The sequence below is a fragment of the Streptococcus sp. AM43-2AT genome (assembly GCF_003603405.1).
Classification (GTDB): domain Bacteria; phylum Bacillota; class Bacilli; order Lactobacillales; family Streptococcaceae; genus Streptococcus; species Streptococcus ilei.
This window is the reverse complement of sequence record NZ_QTND01000002.1, coordinates 235586-256242: the sequence shown is the minus strand read 5'-3', so window position 1 is coordinate 256242 and position 20657 is coordinate 235586. Positions and strand designations below refer to the sequence as shown.

Below are 20657 nucleotides of genomic sequence, written 5' to 3'. Positions count from 1 at the left end.
ATCAAAGTTCACCCCAAAATTCACCCCATATTCACCCCATCAATTTTTTAAACTACGAAAAGCAATATCACCTACAGTCTGATTGACTTTATCTTTGATATTAACGTAAGTTTTTGTAATCTCTTTATCACTATGAGTAAGAGCTTCTGAGAAGGCTTCAAGAGAAACACCTGCTTGTTTAGCAAGAGTAGCACCAGTATGTCTTAGTTTGTGTGGTGATGCTGGTGCTAATTCGGGATGTCTTCGTCTGACTGATTTCATCTTGATAAAACTTAAAATTTTTCTAATTATAACGAAGCATAGTCAAAAAGCTATGACCTCTATATTCACAAAAAAATCCAGACCAATACTAGTCCAGATTTCTTGTCTATTAAACATTCTTTTCAAAGAATGGAAGAACGGCTGTAACGGCTTTGTCAACGCAATTATTTAACTGTGAGAATCCGACGCACATAAATTTTAAATGGCGTCTCAGTCACATTTAAATTTATGAGACGCTTAGACGTTAGGCTTTCAATTTGTCAAATTTTGCTTTGACATTTGCCTTGAATTCTTCAAGTTTAGCCTTGCGTTCGGCTTTACGTTCAGCCTTCATTTGTGCACGTGCCTGGTTGTAGAGGTCTTCTTGGACTTGCAGAGCTGCTTCGATTTCGGCTACGACGGTTGCTACATCCCAACGCACGATTTGGGTGTCGTACTTGGTGAAGTAAGCATCGATGACTGCTTCGTTGTTTTCTTGCACCAAGGCGACAACGGCTGTTTCGCCGTCGATCAATTTTTGAGACACAACGTCAATCAAGCCAGCTTCTGCCGTATCAACGGTATCACCAGCAGCCAAACCATAGAGGCTGCCAATACCATAACCAAACAAGACGCCGATAGGACCACCCAAAAGCCCGATAACTGCACCGAGCAAGCCACCTTCTAGGGTTGCATCCGTCGTTGAATCTTCAAAGTCATAGCGTTCTTTTTCAACGATGTGACCGTTTTCATTTTTGACCAAGGCGATTTGAGCAACCTTGGTCGTCTGAGTTTGGCGGAAAGCCTTCAAATCCGCAAAGGACTGATAAGCTTCGCTTTCAGTGTTAAAGACTGAAACTACTAGGTTTTCCATAGTTAGTACCTCTTTTCTAAATATATACGTTCATTATAATACAGTTTCAATCACTTTTCAATCATTTTAGTGCGACATTTTAATTGATATGTCGCGTTTATCAGCGTCAAAGAACAGTTTCAGGCAGCGGTATATCTTTGCCATATCCCAGCCCAGACACTCTGGCGACTCTGAGTGATTATCAAGAAAGGCGTCCAGCAACATCTTAAAGCCTCCCGTGCAAAAAGTAAATAAATAGTGTTTTTCCTGTATGCCTGTCACACGGCTAAAAGACCGCTTGACCAAATCTTCCAGAAAATTATAGCAGATATTATGTACCAGCTCTGTGTAGCGAGTCTGATGAGCGTGCCGAATCACATCGACACTTTTATAGAATCTGCCAACTGTTTCCTTATGGTCGAATCCTTGAAAGAAGTCGCTTTATTCGTCGGTCAAGACAATTAATTTGGCTGGTGCAACTGATTCGCCAAGCTATGAACAAGCAATTATTACCTTTTGAAAGCAAAAATGGCAATTATGAAGGTGAAGCTACTCAGGTCTTAGTTCTTCTATCCAATTACTATGCAGACAAAAAACTATTTGATGAAAATACAGATGAATATGGAAATATCTTGATTTTAAAGGATTCATCCATCATTTCTAAATTATCGGCTATCCCAGATTTATTAAAAAGGGGATCTAGTAGGTAACAATAATATCGAATATATCAAAGTACGCAATATTAGGATTTCTTCAGAGGTTGAGTTAGAGTCAGATGTTGATGGGGATAAGTCGGATAATCTGCCAATAGATATAAAAATACTAGAAAACAGGCTTGAAAAAGGCTCGTAAAGCTAGCCAGTTCTCTAAACGTTAATTCGTTGCTGGACAGCAGAATACAAACGAAAACACTTTGCATCTTGCAAGGTGTTTTTTTCTATGAGAACTGGCGGTGCGCAATTAGGATAGCTCTAGCGACTTTAGTCGCATAGAGATATGCTATGCACAGTTGCCTCAAGAAAACAATGCTTCTTGGTCCACCCTGTTAGACAAGCTTCAAAACCAAGGAATCCAACAGATTTCTCTTGTAGTTACAGATGGCTTTAAGGGGCTTGAGCAGATTATCAGTCAGGCTCACCCATTAGCTAAACAACAATGTTGCTTAATTCATATTAGTCGAAATCTAGCTAGTAAAGTGAAACGAGCAGATAGAGCGGTTATTCTGGGGCAATTTATAATGATTTATCGTGCTGAAAATTTAGAAATGGCAGGACAAGCTTTAGAGGACTTTCTCGCCGAATGGAAACCAAAGTATAGGAAAGTCATGGAAAGTCTGGAGAAGACGGATAATCTTTTAACTTTTTATCAGTTTCCCTACCAGATTTGGCACAGCATGTATTCGACAAACCTCATTGAGTCTCTTAACAAAGAAATCAAACATCAAACGAAAAAGAAGGTTCTTTTTCCTAATGAGGAGGCTCTGGAACGTTACTTAGTTACGTTGTTTGAAGATTATAATTTCAAGCAAAGTCAACGAATCCATAAAGGGTTTGGTCAATGTTCTGATACACTTGAAAGCTTATTTAATTAACACTCCGTAACTCTACTTAAGTGTTTACACATAATTATTGACAGTATCAAAAAATAAAGTATATTGTTTTCATCATAATATAATTAAATATCAGTATAGAGAATTTTATCTATATATCAGATATCAGCAATTGCTTTTGCTGTCATTTTTCGCTACAATAGTTACAAGGAGGAAATAAACATGTTAAAAGAAGTATTAAACGTCGTAAAAGTTGCGAAAAAATCATCTCTCTTCTTAGGAGGGGTAGCATTTGGGACGCTTGGCTTGAAAGTCTTAGCAAGTAAAGAAGCTAAGAAAGGCTATTCTAAGGCCTTGGCTAAAGCTTACAAATTGAAAGATGGACTGGATGCATCTGTTTCTGTTGTAAAACAACACGGTGATGATGTTTTACAAGACGCTAAATATTTATACGAACAGGAAAAGAAAGAAGAACAATTAGATAGCCTGACAGGTGAATAATATGTCTTTTAAAGTGCTACACAGAGGATATCAACATATCCGATTATCGTCCTCGTTTTCACTGACCTTGGATATTCAAGATTATCTTCGTTCCTTGGCTAAAGATGAAAAAGGGATCGACTCTATTCAGTTTTATATGGATCAGCAGCACTTTACTCTACGTATGAAAGAAGGCTTCTCTGTATTAGAAAATGCAGAGGCCTTTTTAAAAAAAATTGACAAGGGGAAAGTTTCGGACTTGATGACTCTTCCCATTCGTAGAGAAGAGAGTGCTTATTCAATTGTATCGGGTGCAGCGATTAAGCGTTTGCTGTTTCGAAGTTTTGTACCCTACCCTATTCGTTATATTTGGACTTGTTATCAGGCTTTGGGTTATGTCAAAGAAGCCTATCAAACTTTAGCGCGCAAGGAACTAACCATGGAGGTCTTGGACTGTTCGGCCATTTTGTTGTCCTTGTTTATGAACCAATCCAAGACAGCTAGCAACATCATGTTTATGCTTGATTTGGGTAATCATCTGGATCAGTGGTCTTTAAAAAAAACAGCAACAGATTTGGAACAAAGCCTTCTTGCTAAAGAAAGTGATGTTTTCTTAGTGCGGGGAGACATGGTCATCAGCATCAAGAGTTCTGATGTTCAAGTAGGTGATGTATTAGTTGTCTCCCAAGGTAATGAAATCTTGTTTGACGGCCAAGTGGTTTCAGGATTAGGCATGGTCAATGAGAGTTCCTTGACTGGAGAGAGCTTCCCTGTTGAAAAGAAAGAGGGAGATTCTGTATGTGCGAATACTGTTTTGGAAACAGGAGAGTTAAGAATTCGTGTGACTGATAATCAGATAAACAGTCGTATTTTGCAACTCATCAATCTGATGAAAAAATCTGAAGAGAGTAAGAAGACAAAACAACGTCATTTTATTAGGATGGCAGACAAGGTTGTAAAATATAACTTCTTAGGTGCTGGTTTGACTTATCTGTTAACAGGTTCGTTTTCAAAAGCCATTTCCTTTTTATTGGTGGATTTTTCATGTGCTCTAAAAATATCCACACCTGTAGCCTACCTTACGGCCATAAAGGAAGGTCTAAATCGAGAAATGGTTATTAAAGATGGTGATGTATTAGAAAAATATCTGGAAGTGGATACTTTCTTGTTTGATAAAACGGGTACCATCACGACGAGTTATCCTTTGGTTGAAAAGGTTCTTCCTTTCGGAGATTATACTGAGAAAGATATTTTAAGAATAAGTGCATGTTTGGAGGAACATATCTATCATCCTATTGCCAATGCAATTGTTAAACAAGCTGAAATTGAAGGCATTGAACACGAAGAAATGCATGGCAAGCTTCAGTATGTTGCAAGCAAAGGGATTAAATCGCAAATTGATGGTCAATCGGTTGTCATTGGAAATTATGTACTAATGCAAGACGAACAGGTAAGAATTAGTTCTGAGCAGCTGGCCTTGATTGAGCAATATAAGACTCATTACAATTTATTGTTTTTGGCTTATAAGAAAGAATTAATTGGGATGTTTTGTATCCACACTCCCTTGAGAAGCGAGGCGAAAGTTGCATTGAAAAAGCTAAAGCGCCAAGGGAAAAAACTGATTCTGGCAACTGGTGATACGTTGGCTAGAACAGAAGAGTTGGTTAAAGATCTGCCATTTGACAACGTTTATACTGATTTAAAACCAGATGGTAAGTTTCAGTTGGTTCAGGAATTACAGAAAGCTGGCCGAACTATTTTGATGGTTGGAGACGGGTTAAACGACTCTGCTGCCTTGACGCTTGCAGATATTGGGGTTGTGATGAATGAAAGTGCTGATATTTCTAAGCAGATGAGTGATATTTTATTATTAGATAATCGTTTAGATTTCTTCGAGGAATTGAATTCTTTATCTGAATCGTTGCAGAAATTAATTCAAAGAAATATTCAAGAAACAGTTGTAATAAATGGAAGTTTAATTGGATTTGGGTTGTTAAATTGGTTAAGCCCATCTAATCTTTCGATATTGCACAATCTGACTACTTTAAGAATCGTCCTTCGTAGTCTTTCTATTAAAAGTAGGTAAGAGACCGAGAAGCTGAGGTTATAAAAACTAAAAGGAGTTGTCTCATTTGAGAATAACGGTTCTTTGTCAACTGTAGTGGGTTGGTGGAAAATTATACCCTGGAGAGGACCAAATTGGTTCTCTCCTTTTAAATATTGAAAAAACCATTGGCAGTGGACATACTTTAAGACTATATATTTCTGAAACTAGTTTCACAATACAAATATTGACATGCAATTATTAATTGGTGGATTTTAAGTTGACATCTACAAAGGTTAATGTTAGAATACATTCAAAAATATATTTGAATGAGGTGTTTTATGATTCAAAATATTGTTACTTCAATAATCCTGTATTCTGGGACAGCCGTAGACTTACTTATTATCCTAATGTTATTTTTTGCCAAAAGAAAAAGCAGAAAGGACATCATTAACATCTATTTAGGACAATTTCTAGGCTCTGTTAGTCTAATATTCCTAAGTTTGCTTTTTGCATTTGTCTTAAATTATATTCCTAGTAAAGAGATTTTAGGTTTACTCGGTTTGATTCCAATTTTCCTAGGCCTCAAAGTTTTGCTTTTAGGAGATTCTGATGGAGAAGCTATTGCAAAAGATGGTTTGCGAAAAGACAATAAAAACCTGATTTTTCTAGTCGCTATGATTACTTTTGCAAGTTGTGGCGCTGACAATATTGGTGTCTTTGTCCCATATTTTACCACCTTAAATTTAGCGAATTTGATAGTGACTTTACTTAGTTTTCTAGTCATGATTTATCTCTTGGTTTTTTCTGCCCAAAAATTAGCACAAGTCCCTTCTGTTGGAGAAACTTTGGAAAAATATAGCAGATGGTTTATTGCCGTTGTCTATTTAGGATTGGGGATGTATATCCTGATTGAAAACAACAGCTTTGACATGCTATGGGCTGTGTTAGGCTAGGAGAAAAAATTATGAAAAAAGATAGTATCTGTCAAGTGGATGTTATAAATCAACAAAATGTTACAACCGCAACGAACTACCTTGAAAAGGAAAAAGTCCAAAAATCACTTCGCATTTTATCAAAATTTACCGATAATAAACAGATAAATATCATCTTTTATCTCCTTGCCGTCGAAGAACTCTGTGTCTGCGATATAGCCTGTTTATTAAATCTCAGTATGGCATCTGCCTCCCACCATCTTCGTAAACTAGCCAATCAAAACATCTTGGACACTAGAAGAGAGGGGAAAATTATATATTATTTTATAAAAGATGAGGAAATCAGAGATTTTTTTAATCAACTAGGATAACAACTATTTTTACTACTTTTCCATGATTATAGGGAGATTATATATGAAATTTTTTGATGAAAATTACTCACAAGAAATACCTACTCGTATTAAATGTTTAAGAAAAAAGTATAATTTAAAGCAAAGCGACCTAGGTAATGCAGGTCAAGTTAGGCAAATTGAAAAGGGAGAAATTTGAAAGAATTTGTATCTTTTATTTTTTGTTTCATTTATGCCCTATGCTACTGGAATAGTTAGTAGTCATTTCATGAATCATACGGCACAGCTCTTTTATGGACTGATCGTTATTGTTTCAACGGTAGCAAACTGTTTTTTACATAAAGTAATTGATAAACCCAATATAGATCAGAAAGAATTACTTGAAGCTACCGCACAATATAGGAAGTTATTGATACCTGACCTAATAATTAAAGGAGTGGGATTGATTCTATCCTTAATTGTCTATCCTCTGATTATGATGTATAGTGTTTTAATTGCGGCATTTTACATCATAACTTTAAAAACACTATCCGAAAAAAGAGTGAATAACTAAAAAACGGTGACCAAAGTTAGGTGTATTATTTTAATGCTTAGAGACCTAAACTATTTCCCCGTTTAAAAAATATTGATTCAAATTTTATGAAATCAATTAGTAGATATCGTTCTGAAAAGCCCTGATATTACGCTATTTTTAGTCCATCTGAAACCCATACTTTCCAAACCAGGCTTGAAAAAAGCTCGTAAAGCATCACAATTTAGTAAACGTTAAAACTTATTTAAACTTATTGAAAGCATTTCGTATCAAAAATACGGGATGCTTTTTCTGTTCACCCCAAATTTTTGTAACTAGGTGATACTTGAAATTAATACAAATTTGGTTGTTTTTGATAAATCTAAGCAACACTAAATGATGAAGTGAAAGGGGATGAATCTTTGATAGTATTCATTTATTGTGAAATATGATATATTTATTAATTAGATGGATGAATACTTCTAGAGTTAAATATAGCATAATAGGGACAGACTTTTTGGTTTATTTTTGTTTGTAGTCGGATTATGAAAGAATATCCAATATTATGCGATAAGATAGAATGTTACAAAAAAGAAAGGGGATGCAATCCGATGAAGAAAGACAGATTAATTGTATTGACAGATGCTGTTCTAGCAATTATTATGACCATCTTGATTTTAGAGTTAGAAAAACCAACAACACCAAGTCTTGAAGCTTTTTGGGATTTACGGCAAAATTTCTTTGCTTGTTTTCTTTCCTTTTTCTGGTTGGGATCGTTATGGATGGCACTAAACACATTATGGGAAAAGGTTGAGAAAATTTCCTCAGAAATTATTTGGTGGAATTTGTTTCTACTCTTGGAGCGGCAGGAGTTCTCTTTGGAGAATTTCATGCCATCCAAGATACCAGTCTGAATGATGTGGTGGACCGGATCTATATAAATGTCAAGGATTTACCGTTTCAGTCCTTGGGAGCTTTAGCTAATATCCTGTCTGATGTTAAGAAGGGACTGATTCAAGACAGTCATATCTGGTCTTTCTTCCAGTCATTTTTCAAACAATATCAGTTGATAATCAGCTTAAATCAGATCTATCAGTTTGTCTATCTTTCTCTGATGGAGATCATGTCCTATCTTCACTTTGATTATTGGAAAAAACGGCTCGGTCAGGAGCTAGTATGAATAAGGAGAACAAATGAGACGTTTAAAAATGTTATGGCATATTATACAGGTTACGGGTTTTACTCGGTTTGCTCTGAGTTTTGTGACCTTTGTTTTTGGGTCAGGAGGCGTGCTTTTCCTAGTTGAACCTGCTATCACAAATTACGGAGACGGTCTTTGGTATGCTTTTGTGACTTCGACGACTGTCGGCTACGGGGATCTCCTAGCTGTGACCTTGATTGGAAGGATTACCAGTGTCTTCTTGACGATTTATGGGCTCATATTTTTTGGCTGTTTATCAGCTGTTATTATTAATTATTATACCGATTTAAATAAGGAAAGAGGAGAGGACAAATGACTGCCAATTATTCAACACGGGAATACCGTGAGAAATTATACGATGACCTTCATGTTCGATTGAGAGATACAGCGATTTTGATGTGTGCAATTTTTATTGCCTCTATCGGTCTAAATATGAATTCAACAGCTGTTATTATTGGAGCCATGTTAATTTCACCTCTCATGACACCGATTGTTGGACTGGGATTCGGTTTAGCTATTTTTGATACGCGTTTAATCAAGCAATCTCTAGAGGTTTTATTGACTCAAGTGTTGGTCAGTTTGCTTGTCTCGACTCTGTATTTCTGGATTTCTCCCTTGTCTTATGCAAGTAGCGAGTTGATCGCACGAACCTCTCCAACCATTTGGGATGTTCTCATTGCTATTGCTGGTGGGATTGCTGGTGTGATCGGTTCAAGGAAAAAAGAAGCAAACAATATCGTGCCAGGAGTAGCCATTGCTACAGCTTTGATGCCGCCTATCTGTACTGCTGGCTATGGTTTAGCTAATGGGAATGTACGATTTTTATTGGGGGCTCTCTATCTTTTCTTGATCAACTGTGTCTTTATCATGCTAGCCAACATTGTTGGAACAAGAATTTTGATGAGAAAATCTCCTTTAACTTCATTTAAAGAGCTGAGCATTAAAATGAGAATTGGCTTGATTTCTTTGATTGTATTGTTGATTCTTCCAGCTAGCTATTCGGCAGTTACTCTGACAATAGAACAAGCGCGCAAAGAAGGGATCAAACAGTTTGTAGGAAAAGAGTTCGCCAATTATACGGTTATTAATCAAGTCTACAAGTCAAGTAACAATGAATTGGTCTTGACGGTTGTTGGAGATCCGATTTCAGAAGAAGAATTAGAAACACTCCACCAAAAACAAGCCTCTTACGGTATTCAATCTGTTCAATTGAAAGTGAATCAAGTTCAGAACTCGCCAACATTAGATAGTGAAGCGACCAAGGAATTTTATGAAAACATTGACAAGTATATTGATCAAAAACTCTCTGAAAAAGATTCACAAAACGATCTCGTAAAAGAAAATGAAGCAGACAAGGATTGAGGACAATGAACTGAATCGGTTTTTACGCCGTGTTTTTCTTGTATCTTCCTCTTTCTTACTTATAGCAGGTTGTTTTTGCTTGAATAAGAAATAAATTAGAAGTTCTATCATCTAAGAAAAATGATGAAAAAAATCATTTAACTAATGGTGTGAACGTTTAGTGTTTATCAGCTCCATTCTCTGTAATTTTGGGGGTAAAATCCACACCATTTAGATAAAATTAGTTGAATTTGATTGGAAAAACGCTTTTATAAAAGCGGAGAAAAGTCTTGATATTACGCTGTTTTTAGTCCAACTGAAATTCATACTTTCCAAACCAGGTCTTAAGAAAGCTCGTAAAGCTAGCCAGTTCTCTAAACGTTAATTCGTTGCTGGACAGCAGAATACAAACGAAAACACTTTGCATCTTGCAAGGTGTTTTTTCTATTTCTAATATATCGTTTACAAATGAATGGCAAACAAAAACCACCCCATCTCCCCCAGTCAAATAGGACTGTAGAAAATAGGGTGGTTCCAGAATGTTAACGATTAGTTATCGTCTTTGTGAAGGATGTTTTTCACACCGTTGATAGCTCCTTCAACAGCTTCTTTTGCATCTTCAACAACTTCTTTTGCTTTTGATGCAACTTTTTCAGCAACGCCTTCAGCTTCTGTTTTTGTGTCGCCGGTTACTTTACCGAGACCTTCTTTAACAGAACCTTTAACTTGGTTTAATTTATCTTCTAATGACATAGCGCCACCTCCGTTAAGTAAATAGTTTTTTAATCTGAATTCAAGACAGTTTAATTAATAAATTAAAACTATTTATCTCAGATTAATATAAGTATATGCCTTCTGGAATGGAAAGTCAAATTTTCGCTACGCTAACCTGAAAGTTGGAATGAGTCCTTACGATATCGTGAAAAAGAGGAATGAATAAGTCGCGACCTTGTTTTCTAATTGAAGAAACATCAATCTTCAGCTATTTCAAAACAAAACCGTCCAGATGATGAAGGGGTAATAGATTGTAGAATCATCAGGCTAGAAAATCTAAAATGCTGTTTTCTCCTATCAAAGTGGAGTAAAAAACAAAAGAAGATGCCACATTCTGTTCAAAAAGGTACAATTTAGGAGTTTGTTGATTTAAAGATTTTTTCGTGTGCTATACTAAAATTGTCAAAGTTGCAACTAGACAATATTTTTTAATCTAATAAATATAAGGAGATATTCATAATGAATACAAAGATTTTGGAACAATTTGATGGTTTAGATAGCGATATTCTTTCAACAGTAGCTGGTGGTGCGATTTTTAATACTATATATATGGGGCCACCCCCAGTTTCAGGTGGTCCGAATGGCTGGGAATATTACCGTAAGTTGATTGGACCACTTGAAATGCGAAGTTTCTTCGCAATTTAATGAGTATCGGCTAAAAATTTTTTGTTGGTGGAGGATGATATGAAATATGCTAGACATGGAGTCGCTTTACTACTCCTGTTATATCTATTTGTTTTTGGAATCGATGGCCTTGGTATCTACTTAACCGGAGTTTTCAATGGTGATGTAAGTTTTCTTTATTTCATGTATTTGATTCTCTACTCTTTGCTACTCATCACCATTCTATTTTGGTTTAAAAGACAGAAGATAGCCACCTGTTCAAACAAACAGAAATGGAAGTGGTCCTATCTGGCGTATTTTGCTTTGGTGTTTTTGTGGTTCTTTTTTGAAAGATGGGTGTTGCAAGCTTTTCAAGATTTGCTTGTTCCTGTTGTTCGTCAAACCAAATTGCCAACCTCTATTTATCTAAATGGCCTCGGCATTTCGGCTACTCTGTTTTTTGTCCTGGCAACCGTTACATCTCCTATGATCGAAGAATTTATTTTTAGAGGCTATCTGATGAATGTCTTCTTTAAAGAAAGTAAGTTTCATTTAGATGTTTTGCTTTCGGGCTTTCTCTTTGCGGTCTTTCATTTGATCCATCAATATCGGGACCCTATAACCTTTTCTCTTTATTTCTGTTCAGGACTCTTCTTGGCAGCTGTCTATAAGAAACACAAAGATATCCGGTTGCCCATCTTCTTGCATGGCTTTAGCAACTTTCTTACATTTTGGAAACCAATCTGGATTTTCATCTTTAATTATATCTACTGGCATTTTCTTGTTTAACATCTGTGTTTCCTCAGCCGCTACCTTAAGAAACATCGCTTGAGCCATCCGTTGATTGATCATGATATTAAGATTTACAGACATTCAAGAGATTCTCTTGGATGTCTTATTTTTATTTGTAAAACCGAACCTTTTCTAAAACATTTAAGCGATTTTAAGGGGAATATGCTACAATGGAAGCAAATAAATAGAATGGAGCAGTGAAATGAAAGCAATTATTACAGTTGTCGGAAAAGACCAAAAAGGAATCGTAGCAGGTGTTGCGACTAAAGTGGCAGAGTTGGGACTCAATATCGATGATATTTCACAGACCGTATTGGATGAGTACTTCACTATGATGGCGGTCGTGACATCGGATGAGAAAAAAGATTTCACACAGCTTCGTTCAGAATTAGAAGAATTCGGTCAGTCTCTTCATGTAAAAATCAATATCCAGAGCGCTGCGATTTTTGATGCCATGCACAATTTGTAAGAGTGAGGTGGTAGAAATATGGACATTAAACAGGTAACAGAAACCATTGCCATGATTGAGGAGCAGAACTTTGATGTTCGGACCATCACCATGGGCATCTCCCTTCTAGATTGTATTGATCCAGATATCGATAAGGCGGCGGAAAAAGTCTACCAGAAGATTGTGACAAAGGCCAAAGACTTAGTAGCTGTTGGGGATGAGATTGCGGCAGAACTCGGCATTCCGATTGTGAACAAGCGGGTCTCGGTCACTCCGATTTCCATTATCGGAGCAGCAACCAATGCGACAGACTATGTGCCCTTTGCCAAGGCGCTGGATCGTGCGGCTAAAGAAGTTGGGGTCAACTTTATCGGTGGCTTCTCAGCCCTGGTTCAAAAAGGCTACCAAAAGGGGGATGAAATCCTCATCAACTCCATACCTCGCGCTCTAGCAGAGACGGACTTTGTCTGCTCTTCGGTTAACATTGGCTCCACTAAGACAGGGATCAATATGACTGCTGTCCGAGACATGGGCCGTATCATTAAAGAAGCTTCCCAAGCAGATCCGATGGGGCCAGGGAAACTGGTGGTCTTTGCTAATGCAGTAGAAGATAATCCTTTTATGGCAGGGGCTTTCCACGGTGTCGGTGAAGCGGATGTTGTCATCAACGTTGGGGTTTCTGGTCCTGGTGTTGTCCAACGGGCGATTGAAAAAGTTCCCGGTGCAAGCTTTGATGTATTGGCTGAAACCGTTAAGAAGACTGCTTTCAAGATTACTCGTGTTGGGCAATTGGTTGGTCAAATGGCTAGTGAACGTCTCGGTGTGGAGTTTGGGATTGTAGACTTGTCTCTCGCGCCAACGCCAGCTGTTGGGGATTCGGTTGCCCGTGTCCTCGAAGCTATGGGGCTTGAAGTAGTAGGAACCCACGGGACAACCGCAGCGCTGGCTCTGCTCAATGACCAAGTAAAAAAAGGCGGCATCATGGCTTGTAACCAAGTTGGTGGTTTGTCAGGTGCCTTCATTCCAGTCTCAGAAGATGAGGGGATGATTGCAGCGGTCCAATCGGGTCATATCAACCTGGAAAAATTGGAAGCCATGACTGCCATCTGTTCAGTCGGTCTGGATATGATTGCCATCCCAGCTGATACTCCGGATACGACCATTGCAGCTATGATTGCCGATGAAGCGGCTATCGGAGTGATCAACCAAAAAACCACAGCGGTTCGGATTATTCCTTATGGAGAAGAAGGCGATATGTTAGAGCTTGGAGGACTTCTTGGCTCTGCTCCAGTGATGAAAGTCAACAAAGCTTCGTCAGCTGACTTTATTGCCCGTGGCGGTCAAATTCCAGCCCCAGTTCATAGTTTTAAAAATTAAAAAATGGCCCTGGAGCATAATTTTTGCTCAGGGCTTTTACTGTTGACAAAGGTAGTGAAAGTGAATCTAGAGGTCATCGCTGCCAGTTTCCTTATAAAAAATGATATAATAGAAGAACGTAAAAGGAGATCACATGGCGAAAACAAGATTATTTATTATTCGGCATGGAAAAACCATGTTTAATACGATAGGTCGTGCCCAAGGTTGGTCGGATACGCCTTTAACTACTCAAGGAGAAGAAGGTATCCGTGAATTGGGGGTTGGGTTGAGAGAATCTGGTTTGGACTTTGTCCGTGCTGTTTCCAGTGATTCAGGTCGTGCCATTCAAACCATGGGAATTGTTTTAGACGAGCTTGGGCTCACAGATCAGATTCCTTATACTTTCAACAAAAAGATCCGGGAATGGTGTTTTGGAAGTTTTGATGGTGCCTATGGAGGAGAGCTGTTCCGTGGAGTCGTTCCCCGTGTTCTGGATATAGAAGACTACAAGAAGTTAACACTAGAAGAGTTAGCGAATGGGATCTACCAAGTGGATACAGCCGGTTGGGCTGAACCATGGGATGTGTTGAAAAAACGGATTGTAGATGGTTTTGAAGAGATTGCTAAAGAAGTTGAAGCTAAGGGTGGTGGAAATGTTCTTGTTGTCAGTCATAGCATGACGATCGGTTCCTTTGTGTGTATTTTAAATCCAGAGATTGTGCTAGATCCAAGGGTTGAAAATGGCAGTGTTACCCTGGTAGAATATGAAAATGGACACTTCTCGATCAAGACCATCGGAGATGAATCTTATCGCAAGCTAGGTGCTAACTGGTTAGAGGCCCACTCAGAAGAAATTGATGTGAAAAAATAAGTTATCTTATATAAGAAGAAAACAATTGCAGGAGGATAGAAATGGCAAAGACAAAATTGTATATTGCCCGTCACGGAAAAACCATGTTTAATACGATCGGTCGCGCCCAAGGGTGGTCCGATAGTCCCTTGACGGAAGCTGGCGAACGAGGGATTCATGAATTAGGGATTGGTCTGCGTCAAGCAGGAATCCAGTTCCAACAAGCTGTGTCCAGTGACTCTGGTCGAACCATTCAAACCATGGGGATTGTGCTAGAAGAATTAGGGTTAACAGGTAAAATTCCTTATCGCTATGATAAGCGTATTCGCGAATGGTGTTTTGGAAGCTTTGATGGCGCCTACGATGGAGAACTCTTTATGGGGGTTCTGCCACGTGTCTTTCGGGTCGATGATTTCCATCATTTGAGCTTGATGGAGTTGGCTGAAGGAATTGTCGAAGTGGATACAGCAGGCTGGGCAGAGTCTTGGGAAACTCTTCGCGATCGAATTTTGGAAGGCTTTACGGCAATTGCCAAGGATGTTGAGTCTCAAGGTGGTGGCAATGCCATCGTGGTCAGTCATGGGATGACCATCAGCACCTTGATTTACCTGATTGATCCAAAGGCTTTTAAAGAATTTGTCTTGGACAATGGTAGTGTGACTGTTATTGAGTATGAGGATGGCCAACTTAAACTAGAAGCAGTTGGAGATATGTCATACCGACAGGTTGGAGCAAAATTGTTAGAGGAAGATCATGACTAAATACAAACTTGCCAAGAAAAGAGAAAAGAAAGTTAGCTGGATCGTGCTCTGCTGTTTAGGTCTCTGTCTGATCGGAGCAGGAGTGGGTATTTTCTATTTGAAACCTCAATGGCTTCATATGAGCTCTGTTGAAGATAAAAAAGTAGAAACAACCACTCCAAAAAAGGTTGAGAAAAAGGAAGAAAAACCTAAAACAGACCTTCCTCAAGTTTCTACTAAGGATTGGAACCTAGTCCTGGTCAATCGGGACAACAAGTTAGCTGAGCTGAACCCTCAGTTAGTTGATGTTGAAGAAATCAAGGTGGATAGTCGGATTGCAGAACAAACGAAACAGTTTCTAGCAGCGGCGAGAGCTGTCGCGCCTGAAGAATCCTTGATTTCGGGTTATCGAAGTGTGGAGGAGCAAACAGAACTCTATAATGAGCGGGTGGCGCAATTAGAAGCTACGGGACTTTCTCATGAGGAAGCAGAAGCTCAAGCTCAAGCTCAAGTACAGGTTCCAGGTGCTAGTGAACACCAAACGGGTCTTGCGATTGATATGAGTGCTCCAAATGGACAGTCTGAAGAGGTAGCCCAGCAGATTATTGCTTTGGCTCCCCAGTATGGTTTTGTTCTCCGCTATCCAGAAGGGAAAAATGCGATTACAGGTGTGGACTATGAAAACTGGCATTTCCGCTACGTTGGTGTAGAAAATGCCCAGTATATGGCCAAGCATCAGCTAGTCTTAGAAGAATACATCCAAAAACTGAAAGAAGCAGGATTATAGTTTTTTTTAGACGATTATCGGTCTTAAGAATGATTTTTAGCACTCTTGAAAAAAGAGTGCTAATTTTTTGGATTTTTTTCTTGACTTTCTCTTGAGAGGGTGTATAATAGAATCATGGTTTAGCACTTGAGTGTTTAGAGTGCTAAATATGAAAGAGAGGTGAGGTCATGGTTACAGAACGTCAAAATGAGATTTTAAATCTTGTTGTCGACATCTTTACCAAGACCCACGAACCGGTCGGTTCAAAAGCACTGCAAGATGTGATTCAATCCAGTAGTGCCACTATCCGAAACGATATGGCTGCCCTCGAAAAGCAAGGTTTACTAGAAAAAGCCCACACTTCGAGTGGTCGAATGCCGAGCCGAGCTGGTTTTCAATATTTTGTTCAGAACTCGCTTGATTTGGAGTTGATTGATGAGCAAGATGTCTACCAGGTGGTGAAAGCCTTTGATTTTGAAGCCTTTAAGTTAGATGATATCTTGGATGCTACGGCCAAGTTACTAGCCCAGATGACGGGCTACACCGCAGTCATTCAGGATGTTGAACCGACACGACAGCGCTTGACGGGTTTTGAGATTGTTCCATTATCCAACCACGATGCCTTAGCGGTTCTGACCTTGGATGAATCAAAGCCTGTTACCGTCCAGTTTGCGATTCCAAAGAATTTTTTAACCAGTGACTTAGAAATTTTCCATCAGTTGGTTCAAGAACGTTTCATTGGAAATACTGTCTTGGATATCCACTACCGCTTGCGGACGGAGATTCCACAGATTGTACAGCGCTATTTCAAGACGACAGACAATGTATTGGATCTGTTTGATTACGTCTTCTCGCAATTATTTCAAGAACTGGTCTTTGTAGAAGGAAAGGTTTCATCATTAACCTACGCCGATCTTCAGACTTATCAGTTCTTAGATAACCCCCAACACGTAGCTCTTGAGTTGCGAAGGGGGATGCCAGAGGACCAAATGACCCAGATCCTGGTTGCTGAATCCCAAGAGAAGGCCTTGAAAAATGTGACCGTGATTAGTCACAAATTCTTAGTTCCTTATCGTGGGATGGCCCTCATGCATGTGATTGGTCCCGTAGAGATGGATTACAGGCGTGTGATTAGTCTCGTCAATGTTATCGGCCGAGTGCTGGTCATGAAGTTAACGGACTACTACCGTTACCTCAACAGCAACCATTATGAAGTAAATTAAGACCAAATGAAAGGGGTGTATGCCTTGACAGAAGAAATCAAAAAAGAAGACGTGAAAGAAGAGGAAGTTGTCGAGACAACTGAAGAAGTTGTAGAGGAAACCAACCAACCTTCTGAATTAGAAGAAGCACAAGCGCGTGCCGAAGAATTTGAAAACAAATACCTTCGTGCCCACGCAGAAATGCAAAATATTCAACGTCGTGCCAACGAAGAACGCCAACTCTTGCAACGCTATCGTAGCCAAGATTTGGCAAAAGCAATCTTGCCATCACTTGATAACCTTGAACGTGCCCTTGCTGTAGAAGGGTTGACAGATGATGTGAAGAAAGGCTTGGAAATGGTGCAAGAAAGCTTGATTCATGCTCTGAAAGAAGAAGGAATCGAAGAAATCGCAGCGGACGGAGAATTTGACCATAACTACCACATGGCCATCCAAACAGTCCCTGCAGATGACGAGCATCCAGCTGACACCATCGCACAAGTTTTCCAAAAAGGCTACAAACTCCATGACCGCATCCTGCGCCCAGCCATGGTGGTTGTCTACAACTAGGCTAGAGAACTTAAAAAACCTTGTCCGAAACGACACTAAACTATGAAAGAAAGACTAAAATTGGTTCGGCTTTGCCAATAGTGAGCGAAGCGAACCAAAGGCGATACTCTTCGCCGTGGCGCTATTTTCGCAAACTTTGAGACCTTAGGCTCAAAGTTTAGTCAAAGAGATTGACAAAGGTCAAGCTCTGACGGCGTCGCCACTTAAGAAGAGTATCAAAGAGAAAAAAAGAAGAAAAAATCAACAAGGAGAAAAACACATGTCTAAAATTATTGGTATTGACTTAGGTACAACAAACTCAGCAGTAGCAGTTCTTGAAGGAACTGAATCAAAAATCATCGCGAACCCAGAAGGAAACCGCACAACCCCTTCTGTAGTTTCTTTCAAAAACGGTGAAATCATCGTTGGTGACGCTGCAAAACGTCAAGCAGTCACAAACCCAGATACAGTTATCTCTATCAAATCTAAGATGGGTACTTCTGAAAAAGTTTCTGCTAACGGGAAAGAATACACTCCACAAGAAATCTCAGCGATGATTCTTCAATACTTGAAAGGTTACGCTGAAGAATACCTTGGTGAAAAAGTAACCAAGGCTGTTATCACAGTTCCCGCTTACTTTAACGATGCTCAACGTCAAGCAACTAAAGACGCTGGTAAAATCGCTGGTCTTGAAGTAGAACGTATCGTCAACGAACCAACTGCAGCAGCTCTTGCTTACGGTTTGGATAAGACTGACAAAGAAGAAAAAATCTTGGTATTCGACCTTGGTGGTGGTACATTCGACGTATCTATCCTTGAATTGGGTGATGGTGTCTTTGACGTATTGGCAACTGCAGGGGATAACAAACTCGGTGGTGACGACTTTGACCAAAAAATCATCGACCACTTAGTGGCTGAATTCAAGAAAGAAAATGGTATCGACTTGTCAGCTGACAAGATGGCTCTTCAACGTTTGAAAGACGCAGCTGAAAAAGCGAAGAAAGACCTTTCTGGTGTCACTTCAACGCAAATCAGCTTGCCATTTATCACTGCTGGTGAAGCTGGACCTCTTCACTTGGAAATGACTTTGACTCGTGCTAAATTCGACGATTTGACTCGTGACCTTGTAGAACGTACAAAAACTCCAGTTCGTCAAGCCCTTTCAGATGCAGGTTTGAGCTTGTCAGAAATCGACGAAGTCATCCTTGTTGGTGGTTCAACTCGTATCCCTGCCGTTGTTGAAGCTGTTAAAGCTGAAACTGGTAAAGAACCAAACAAATCAGTGAACCCTGATGAAGTAGTTGCTATGGGTGCTGCGATCCAAGGTGGTGTGATCACTGGTGATGTGAAAGACGTTGTCCTTCTTGACGTAACACCATTGTCACTTGGTATTGAAACAATGGGTGGTGTCTTCACAAAACTCATCGACCGCAACACTACAATTCCAACATCTAAATCACAAGTCTTCTCAACTGCAGCAGACAACCAACCAGCCGTTGATATCCACGTGCTTCAAGGTGAACGCCCAATGGCAGCGGATAACAAGACTCTTGGACGCTTCCAATTGACTGACATCCCAGCTGCACCTCGTGGTATCCCACAAATTGAAGTTACATTTGACATCGATAAGAACGGTATCGTATCTGTTAAGGCGAAAGATCTTGGAACTCAAAAGGAACAAACAATTGTTATCCAATCTAACTCAGGTTTGACAGACGAAGAAATCGACCGCATGATGAAAGATGCAGAAGCAAACGCTGAAGCAGATAAGAAACGTAAGGAAGAAGTAGACCTTCGCAATGAAGTAGACCAAGCTATCTTTGCGACTGAAAAGACAATCAAGGAAACTGAAGGCAAAGGCTTCGATGCAGAACGTGATGCTGCTCAAGCTGCTCTTGATGACCTTAAGAAAGCCCAAGAAGACAACAACTTGGACGAAATGAAAGCAAAACTTGAAGCATTGAACGAAAAAGCTCAAGGACTTGCGGTTAAACTCTACGAACAAGCTGCAGCAGCCCAACAAGCTCAAGCAGGAGCAGAAGGCGCACAAGCAACAGGAAACGCAGGCGATGACGTCGTAGACGGAGAGTTTACGGAAAAATAAGATGCAAAGCCCGTTAAAACCTCACAGTGAAAATAGGAAATCTGACGCAGAAACTTTAGTTTCTAGAAAGATTTGTCTTTTTCACCAAGAGGTTAGGGCGTGCTCGATTTAGCCGAAACTCAATTCAGCCTTACTAGTTCAAAAACAAAGTATAATCGACTTTGTTTTAGAATGTCGTAATGATAGTAAGAAATCCAGAGGTTGCAACCCAGCCTCTGTTTTTCGGTAAAATAGAGGATGTTGCGTATGAAAAAAGTACTTTGTATTATTTATCCTAATTTTTCTCTTTATGAGATAACTGCTTTAACGAGTACTTTAGCTCTGTCTTTTGACATCACGATTGATTATGTATCTTCGGATGATTCGATAGTGATCTCTGAAGATGGCCTGCCCTGTCAACCGACGAAAACATTGGATCAAGTCCGTATAGAAGAGTATTCTTGTGTGATTTTGCCCGGAATGGTTAACATTGGACATGCTCTAAAGGATGAGAAATTGATTTCGTTTTTGAGGGACCTTGGTGAGCAAGATATCCTAATTGCAGCCATTTCTTCAGCGCCTCTTTTATTAGCGAAAGCAGGTCTGTTGAAGGACACGAAATTCACAGGTGGAATTTGGCAAAACTTCTTTGACTATTTTGAATTTCTTCCTCGCGAAAATTTCCAACCGAAAGTTCTTGTGCAAGATAAACAAATCATTACGGCTATCGGTTTTGCACATCAAGAGTTTGCAAGAAAAGTGATTCTAAGTTTAGGGCTGGCAGAGAATACGGACAACTATTTTAAAGAACAAAACGAGTATGCAGAAGAGGATTTGATATTTACTCTATCAGATGTAGAGTTTGATCAAGTGAAGCAAAGTATAGAAAACACCCTCTAAAGTTTTACATGGAAATTATAGAAAGGAACAAGGAGTGTTTGGTAAATTGTAGCTGAGCTCTGAAGTTTCTTACTCAATGTAAAAGAAAAG

At 39.3% G+C, this 20657-nt stretch carries 25 protein-coding genes and 2 pseudogenes; 24 read left to right on the top strand and 3 right to left on the bottom strand.

All coding sequences use genetic code 11. The features are described from left to right. Positions 1–39: 39 nt before the first annotated feature. Both DW930_RS05880 and DW930_RS05875 read right to left on the bottom strand, forming a co-directional pair. A complete protein-coding gene (locus DW930_RS05880; protein ID WP_002893762.1) occupies positions 40–261 on the bottom strand; it encodes a tyrosine-type recombinase/integrase in 222 nt (73 codons plus the stop codon). 244 nt (positions 262–505) lie between these two features. Next, positions 506–1114: a DUF1269 domain-containing protein gene (locus DW930_RS05875; protein WP_002893760.1), complete on the bottom strand. Its 609-nt coding sequence runs from the start codon at positions 1112–1114 to the stop codon at positions 506–508. Between the two features lie 353 nt (positions 1115–1467). On the opposite strand from DW930_RS05875, the pseudogene DW930_RS10520 reads away from it, so the two are divergent. The 13 genes and pseudogenes from DW930_RS10520 to DW930_RS05805 form a co-directional block, all read left to right on the top strand. Then, positions 1468–1593: pseudogene (locus DW930_RS10520) on the top strand (IS982 family transposase); the annotation flags it as partial. Positions 1594–1611: 18 nt separating this feature from the next. Beyond that, a pseudogene (locus tag DW930_RS10590) lies at positions 1612–1945 on the top strand (diacylglycerol kinase family lipid kinase); the annotation flags it as partial. 136 nt (positions 1946–2081) lie between these two features. After that, positions 2082–2684: a transposase gene (locus DW930_RS05860; protein ID WP_255260894.1), complete on the top strand. Its 603-nt coding sequence runs from the start codon at positions 2082–2084 to the stop codon at positions 2682–2684. 180 nt (positions 2685–2864) lie between these two features. Beyond that, complete coding sequence (locus tag DW930_RS05855) at positions 2865–3143, top strand: DUF6110 family protein (protein ID WP_002902306.1); 279 nt, start codon at positions 2865–2867, stop codon at positions 3141–3143. A 1-nt stretch (position 3144) separates the two neighbouring features. Further along, on the top strand, positions 3145–5208 hold the full coding sequence (locus tag DW930_RS05850; protein WP_002893754.1) for a heavy metal translocating P-type ATPase: 2064 nt from the start codon (positions 3145–3147) through the stop codon (positions 5206–5208). A 299-nt stretch (positions 5209–5507) separates the two neighbouring features. Then, positions 5508–6122 (top strand): CadD family cadmium resistance transporter, encoded by a 615-nt coding sequence (locus DW930_RS05845; protein ID WP_347736528.1) that lies wholly within the window; start codon positions 5508–5510, stop codon positions 6120–6122. Between the two features lie 11 nt (positions 6123–6133). Beyond that, complete coding sequence (gene cadX, locus DW930_RS05840; RefSeq protein ID WP_000711078.1) at positions 6134–6472, top strand: Cd(II)/Zn(II)-sensing metalloregulatory transcriptional regulator CadX; 339 nt, start codon at positions 6134–6136, stop codon at positions 6470–6472. Positions 6473–6515: 43 nt separating this feature from the next. Beyond that, positions 6516–6650, top strand: coding sequence for a hypothetical protein (locus DW930_RS10645; RefSeq protein WP_023024363.1), 135 nt, complete (start codon positions 6516–6518; stop codon positions 6648–6650). A 33-nt stretch (positions 6651–6683) separates the two neighbouring features. Continuing rightward, complete coding sequence (locus DW930_RS05830) at positions 6684–7004, top strand: hypothetical protein (RefSeq protein ID WP_002902313.1); 321 nt, start codon at positions 6684–6686, stop codon at positions 7002–7004. 569 nt (positions 7005–7573) lie between these two features. Continuing rightward, a complete protein-coding gene (locus tag DW930_RS05820) occupies positions 7574–7876 on the top strand; it encodes a TMEM175 family protein (RefSeq protein ID WP_004240734.1) in 303 nt (100 codons plus the stop codon). Next, positions 7801–8142, top strand: a complete 342-nt coding sequence (locus tag DW930_RS05815) for a hypothetical protein (protein WP_000397556.1) — start codon at positions 7801–7803, stop codon at positions 8140–8142. The genes DW930_RS05820 and DW930_RS05815 overlap by 76 nt, the downstream gene beginning before the upstream one ends. A gap of 13 nt (positions 8143–8155) precedes the next feature. Then, positions 8156–8479 carry a potassium channel family protein gene (locus DW930_RS05810; RefSeq protein ID WP_001253404.1) on the top strand — a complete coding sequence of 108 codons (324 nt, stop codon included), beginning with the start codon at positions 8156–8158 and terminating at the stop codon, positions 8477–8479. Next, positions 8476–9525 carry a DUF389 domain-containing protein gene (locus DW930_RS05805; RefSeq protein ID WP_000126416.1) on the top strand — a complete coding sequence of 350 codons (1050 nt, stop codon included), beginning with the start codon at positions 8476–8478 and terminating at the stop codon, positions 9523–9525. The genes DW930_RS05810 and DW930_RS05805 overlap by 4 nt, the downstream gene beginning before the upstream one ends. Before the next feature lie 528 nt (positions 9526–10053). Here DW930_RS05805 and DW930_RS05795 read toward each other — a convergent pair. Next, positions 10054–10257, bottom strand: coding sequence for a CsbD family protein (locus DW930_RS05795; RefSeq protein WP_123159551.1), 204 nt, complete (start codon positions 10255–10257; stop codon positions 10054–10056). 480 nt (positions 10258–10737) lie between these two features. Between DW930_RS05795 and DW930_RS05790 the strand changes: the two genes are divergently transcribed. The 11 genes from DW930_RS05790 (at position 10738) to DW930_RS05740 (ending at position 20567) form a co-directional block, all read left to right on the top strand. Continuing rightward, positions 10738–10923 (top strand): hypothetical protein, encoded by a 186-nt coding sequence (locus DW930_RS05790; RefSeq protein WP_120701633.1) that lies wholly within the window; start codon positions 10738–10740, stop codon positions 10921–10923. Between the two features lie 39 nt (positions 10924–10962). Then, the gene (locus DW930_RS05785; protein ID WP_123159550.1) at positions 10963–11670 is read left to right on the top strand and encodes a type II CAAX endopeptidase family protein; all 708 of its coding nucleotides are present in this window, start codon (positions 10963–10965) and stop codon (positions 11668–11670) included. Between the two features lie 205 nt (positions 11671–11875). Next, positions 11876–12142, top strand: coding sequence for an ACT domain-containing protein (locus tag DW930_RS05780; protein ID WP_006595627.1), 267 nt, complete (start codon positions 11876–11878; stop codon positions 12140–12142). A gap of 18 nt (positions 12143–12160) precedes the next feature. Then, entirely contained in the window at positions 12161–13498 is a 1338-nt protein-coding gene (locus DW930_RS05775; RefSeq protein ID WP_023027248.1) for a PFL family protein, read from the top strand. Positions 13499–13631: 133 nt separating this feature from the next. Beyond that, a complete protein-coding gene (locus DW930_RS05770; protein WP_123159549.1) occupies positions 13632–14348 on the top strand; it encodes a histidine phosphatase family protein in 717 nt (238 codons plus the stop codon). A 41-nt stretch (positions 14349–14389) separates the two neighbouring features. Then, entirely contained in the window at positions 14390–15088 is a 699-nt protein-coding gene (locus DW930_RS05765) for a histidine phosphatase family protein (protein ID WP_023027246.1), read from the top strand. Next, positions 15081–15854, top strand: coding sequence for a M15 family metallopeptidase (locus DW930_RS05760; protein WP_123159548.1), 774 nt, complete (start codon positions 15081–15083; stop codon positions 15852–15854). The genes DW930_RS05765 and DW930_RS05760 overlap by 8 nt, the downstream gene beginning before the upstream one ends. 167 nt (positions 15855–16021) lie before the next feature. Beyond that, entirely contained in the window at positions 16022–17056 is a 1035-nt protein-coding gene (gene hrcA / locus DW930_RS05755) for a heat-inducible transcriptional repressor HrcA (RefSeq protein ID WP_023024346.1), read from the top strand. Between the two features lie 24 nt (positions 17057–17080). Then, complete coding sequence (gene grpE, locus DW930_RS05750; protein WP_306823304.1) at positions 17081–17605, top strand: nucleotide exchange factor GrpE; 525 nt, start codon at positions 17081–17083, stop codon at positions 17603–17605. 259 nt (positions 17606–17864) lie between these two features. Next, entirely contained in the window at positions 17865–19688 is a 1824-nt protein-coding gene (dnaK, locus tag DW930_RS05745; RefSeq protein WP_023024342.1) for a molecular chaperone DnaK, read from the top strand. A gap of 246 nt (positions 19689–19934) precedes the next feature. Then, the gene (locus DW930_RS05740; RefSeq protein ID WP_023024340.1) at positions 19935–20567 is read left to right on the top strand and encodes a DJ-1/PfpI family protein; all 633 of its coding nucleotides are present in this window, start codon (positions 19935–19937) and stop codon (positions 20565–20567) included. The last annotated feature ends 90 nt before the right edge of the window (positions 20568–20657 follow it).

Excerpts from the sequence above, each read along its gene's own strand:
- DW930_RS05880 (WP_002893762.1), bottom strand. The coding sequence starts at position 261 with ATGAAATCAGTCAGACGAAGACATCCCGAATTAGCACCAGCATCACCA.
- DW930_RS05875 (WP_002893760.1), bottom strand. The coding sequence starts at position 1,114 with ATGGAAAACCTAGTAGTTTCAGTCTTTAACACTGAAAGCGAAGCTTAT.
- DW930_RS05855 (WP_002902306.1), top strand. The coding sequence starts at position 2,865 with ATGTTAAAAGAAGTATTAAACGTCGTAAAAGTTGCGAAAAAATCATCT.
- DW930_RS05850 (WP_002893754.1), top strand. The coding sequence starts at position 3,145 with ATGTCTTTTAAAGTGCTACACAGAGGATATCAACATATCCGATTATCG.
- DW930_RS05845 (WP_347736528.1), top strand. The coding sequence starts at position 5,508 with ATGATTCAAAATATTGTTACTTCAATAATCCTGTATTCTGGGACAGCC.
- cadX (WP_000711078.1), top strand. The coding sequence starts at position 6,134 with ATGAAAAAAGATAGTATCTGTCAAGTGGATGTTATAAATCAACAAAAT.
- DW930_RS10645 (WP_023024363.1), top strand. The coding sequence starts at position 6,516 with ATGAAATTTTTTGATGAAAATTACTCACAAGAAATACCTACTCGTATT.
- DW930_RS05830 (WP_002902313.1), top strand. The coding sequence starts at position 6,684 with ATGCCCTATGCTACTGGAATAGTTAGTAGTCATTTCATGAATCATACG.
- DW930_RS05820 (WP_004240734.1), top strand. The coding sequence starts at position 7,574 with ATGAAGAAAGACAGATTAATTGTATTGACAGATGCTGTTCTAGCAATT.
- DW930_RS05810 (WP_001253404.1), top strand. The coding sequence starts at position 8,156 with ATGAGACGTTTAAAAATGTTATGGCATATTATACAGGTTACGGGTTTT.
- DW930_RS05805 (WP_000126416.1), top strand. The coding sequence starts at position 8,476 with ATGACTGCCAATTATTCAACACGGGAATACCGTGAGAAATTATACGAT.
- DW930_RS05795 (WP_123159551.1), bottom strand. The coding sequence starts at position 10,257 with ATGTCATTAGAAGATAAATTAAACCAAGTTAAAGGTTCTGTTAAAGAA.
- DW930_RS05790 (WP_120701633.1), top strand. The coding sequence starts at position 10,738 with ATGAATACAAAGATTTTGGAACAATTTGATGGTTTAGATAGCGATATT.
- DW930_RS05785 (WP_123159550.1), top strand. The coding sequence starts at position 10,963 with ATGAAATATGCTAGACATGGAGTCGCTTTACTACTCCTGTTATATCTA.
- DW930_RS05780 (WP_006595627.1), top strand. The coding sequence starts at position 11,876 with ATGAAAGCAATTATTACAGTTGTCGGAAAAGACCAAAAAGGAATCGTA.
- DW930_RS05775 (WP_023027248.1), top strand. The coding sequence starts at position 12,161 with ATGGACATTAAACAGGTAACAGAAACCATTGCCATGATTGAGGAGCAG.
- DW930_RS05770 (WP_123159549.1), top strand. The coding sequence starts at position 13,632 with ATGGCGAAAACAAGATTATTTATTATTCGGCATGGAAAAACCATGTTT.
- DW930_RS05765 (WP_023027246.1), top strand. The coding sequence starts at position 14,390 with ATGGCAAAGACAAAATTGTATATTGCCCGTCACGGAAAAACCATGTTT.
- DW930_RS05760 (WP_123159548.1), top strand. The coding sequence starts at position 15,081 with ATGACTAAATACAAACTTGCCAAGAAAAGAGAAAAGAAAGTTAGCTGG.
- hrcA (WP_023024346.1), top strand. The coding sequence starts at position 16,022 with ATGGTTACAGAACGTCAAAATGAGATTTTAAATCTTGTTGTCGACATC.
- dnaK (WP_023024342.1), top strand. The coding sequence starts at position 17,865 with ATGTCTAAAATTATTGGTATTGACTTAGGTACAACAAACTCAGCAGTA.
- DW930_RS05740 (WP_023024340.1), top strand. The coding sequence starts at position 19,935 with ATGAAAAAAGTACTTTGTATTATTTATCCTAATTTTTCTCTTTATGAG.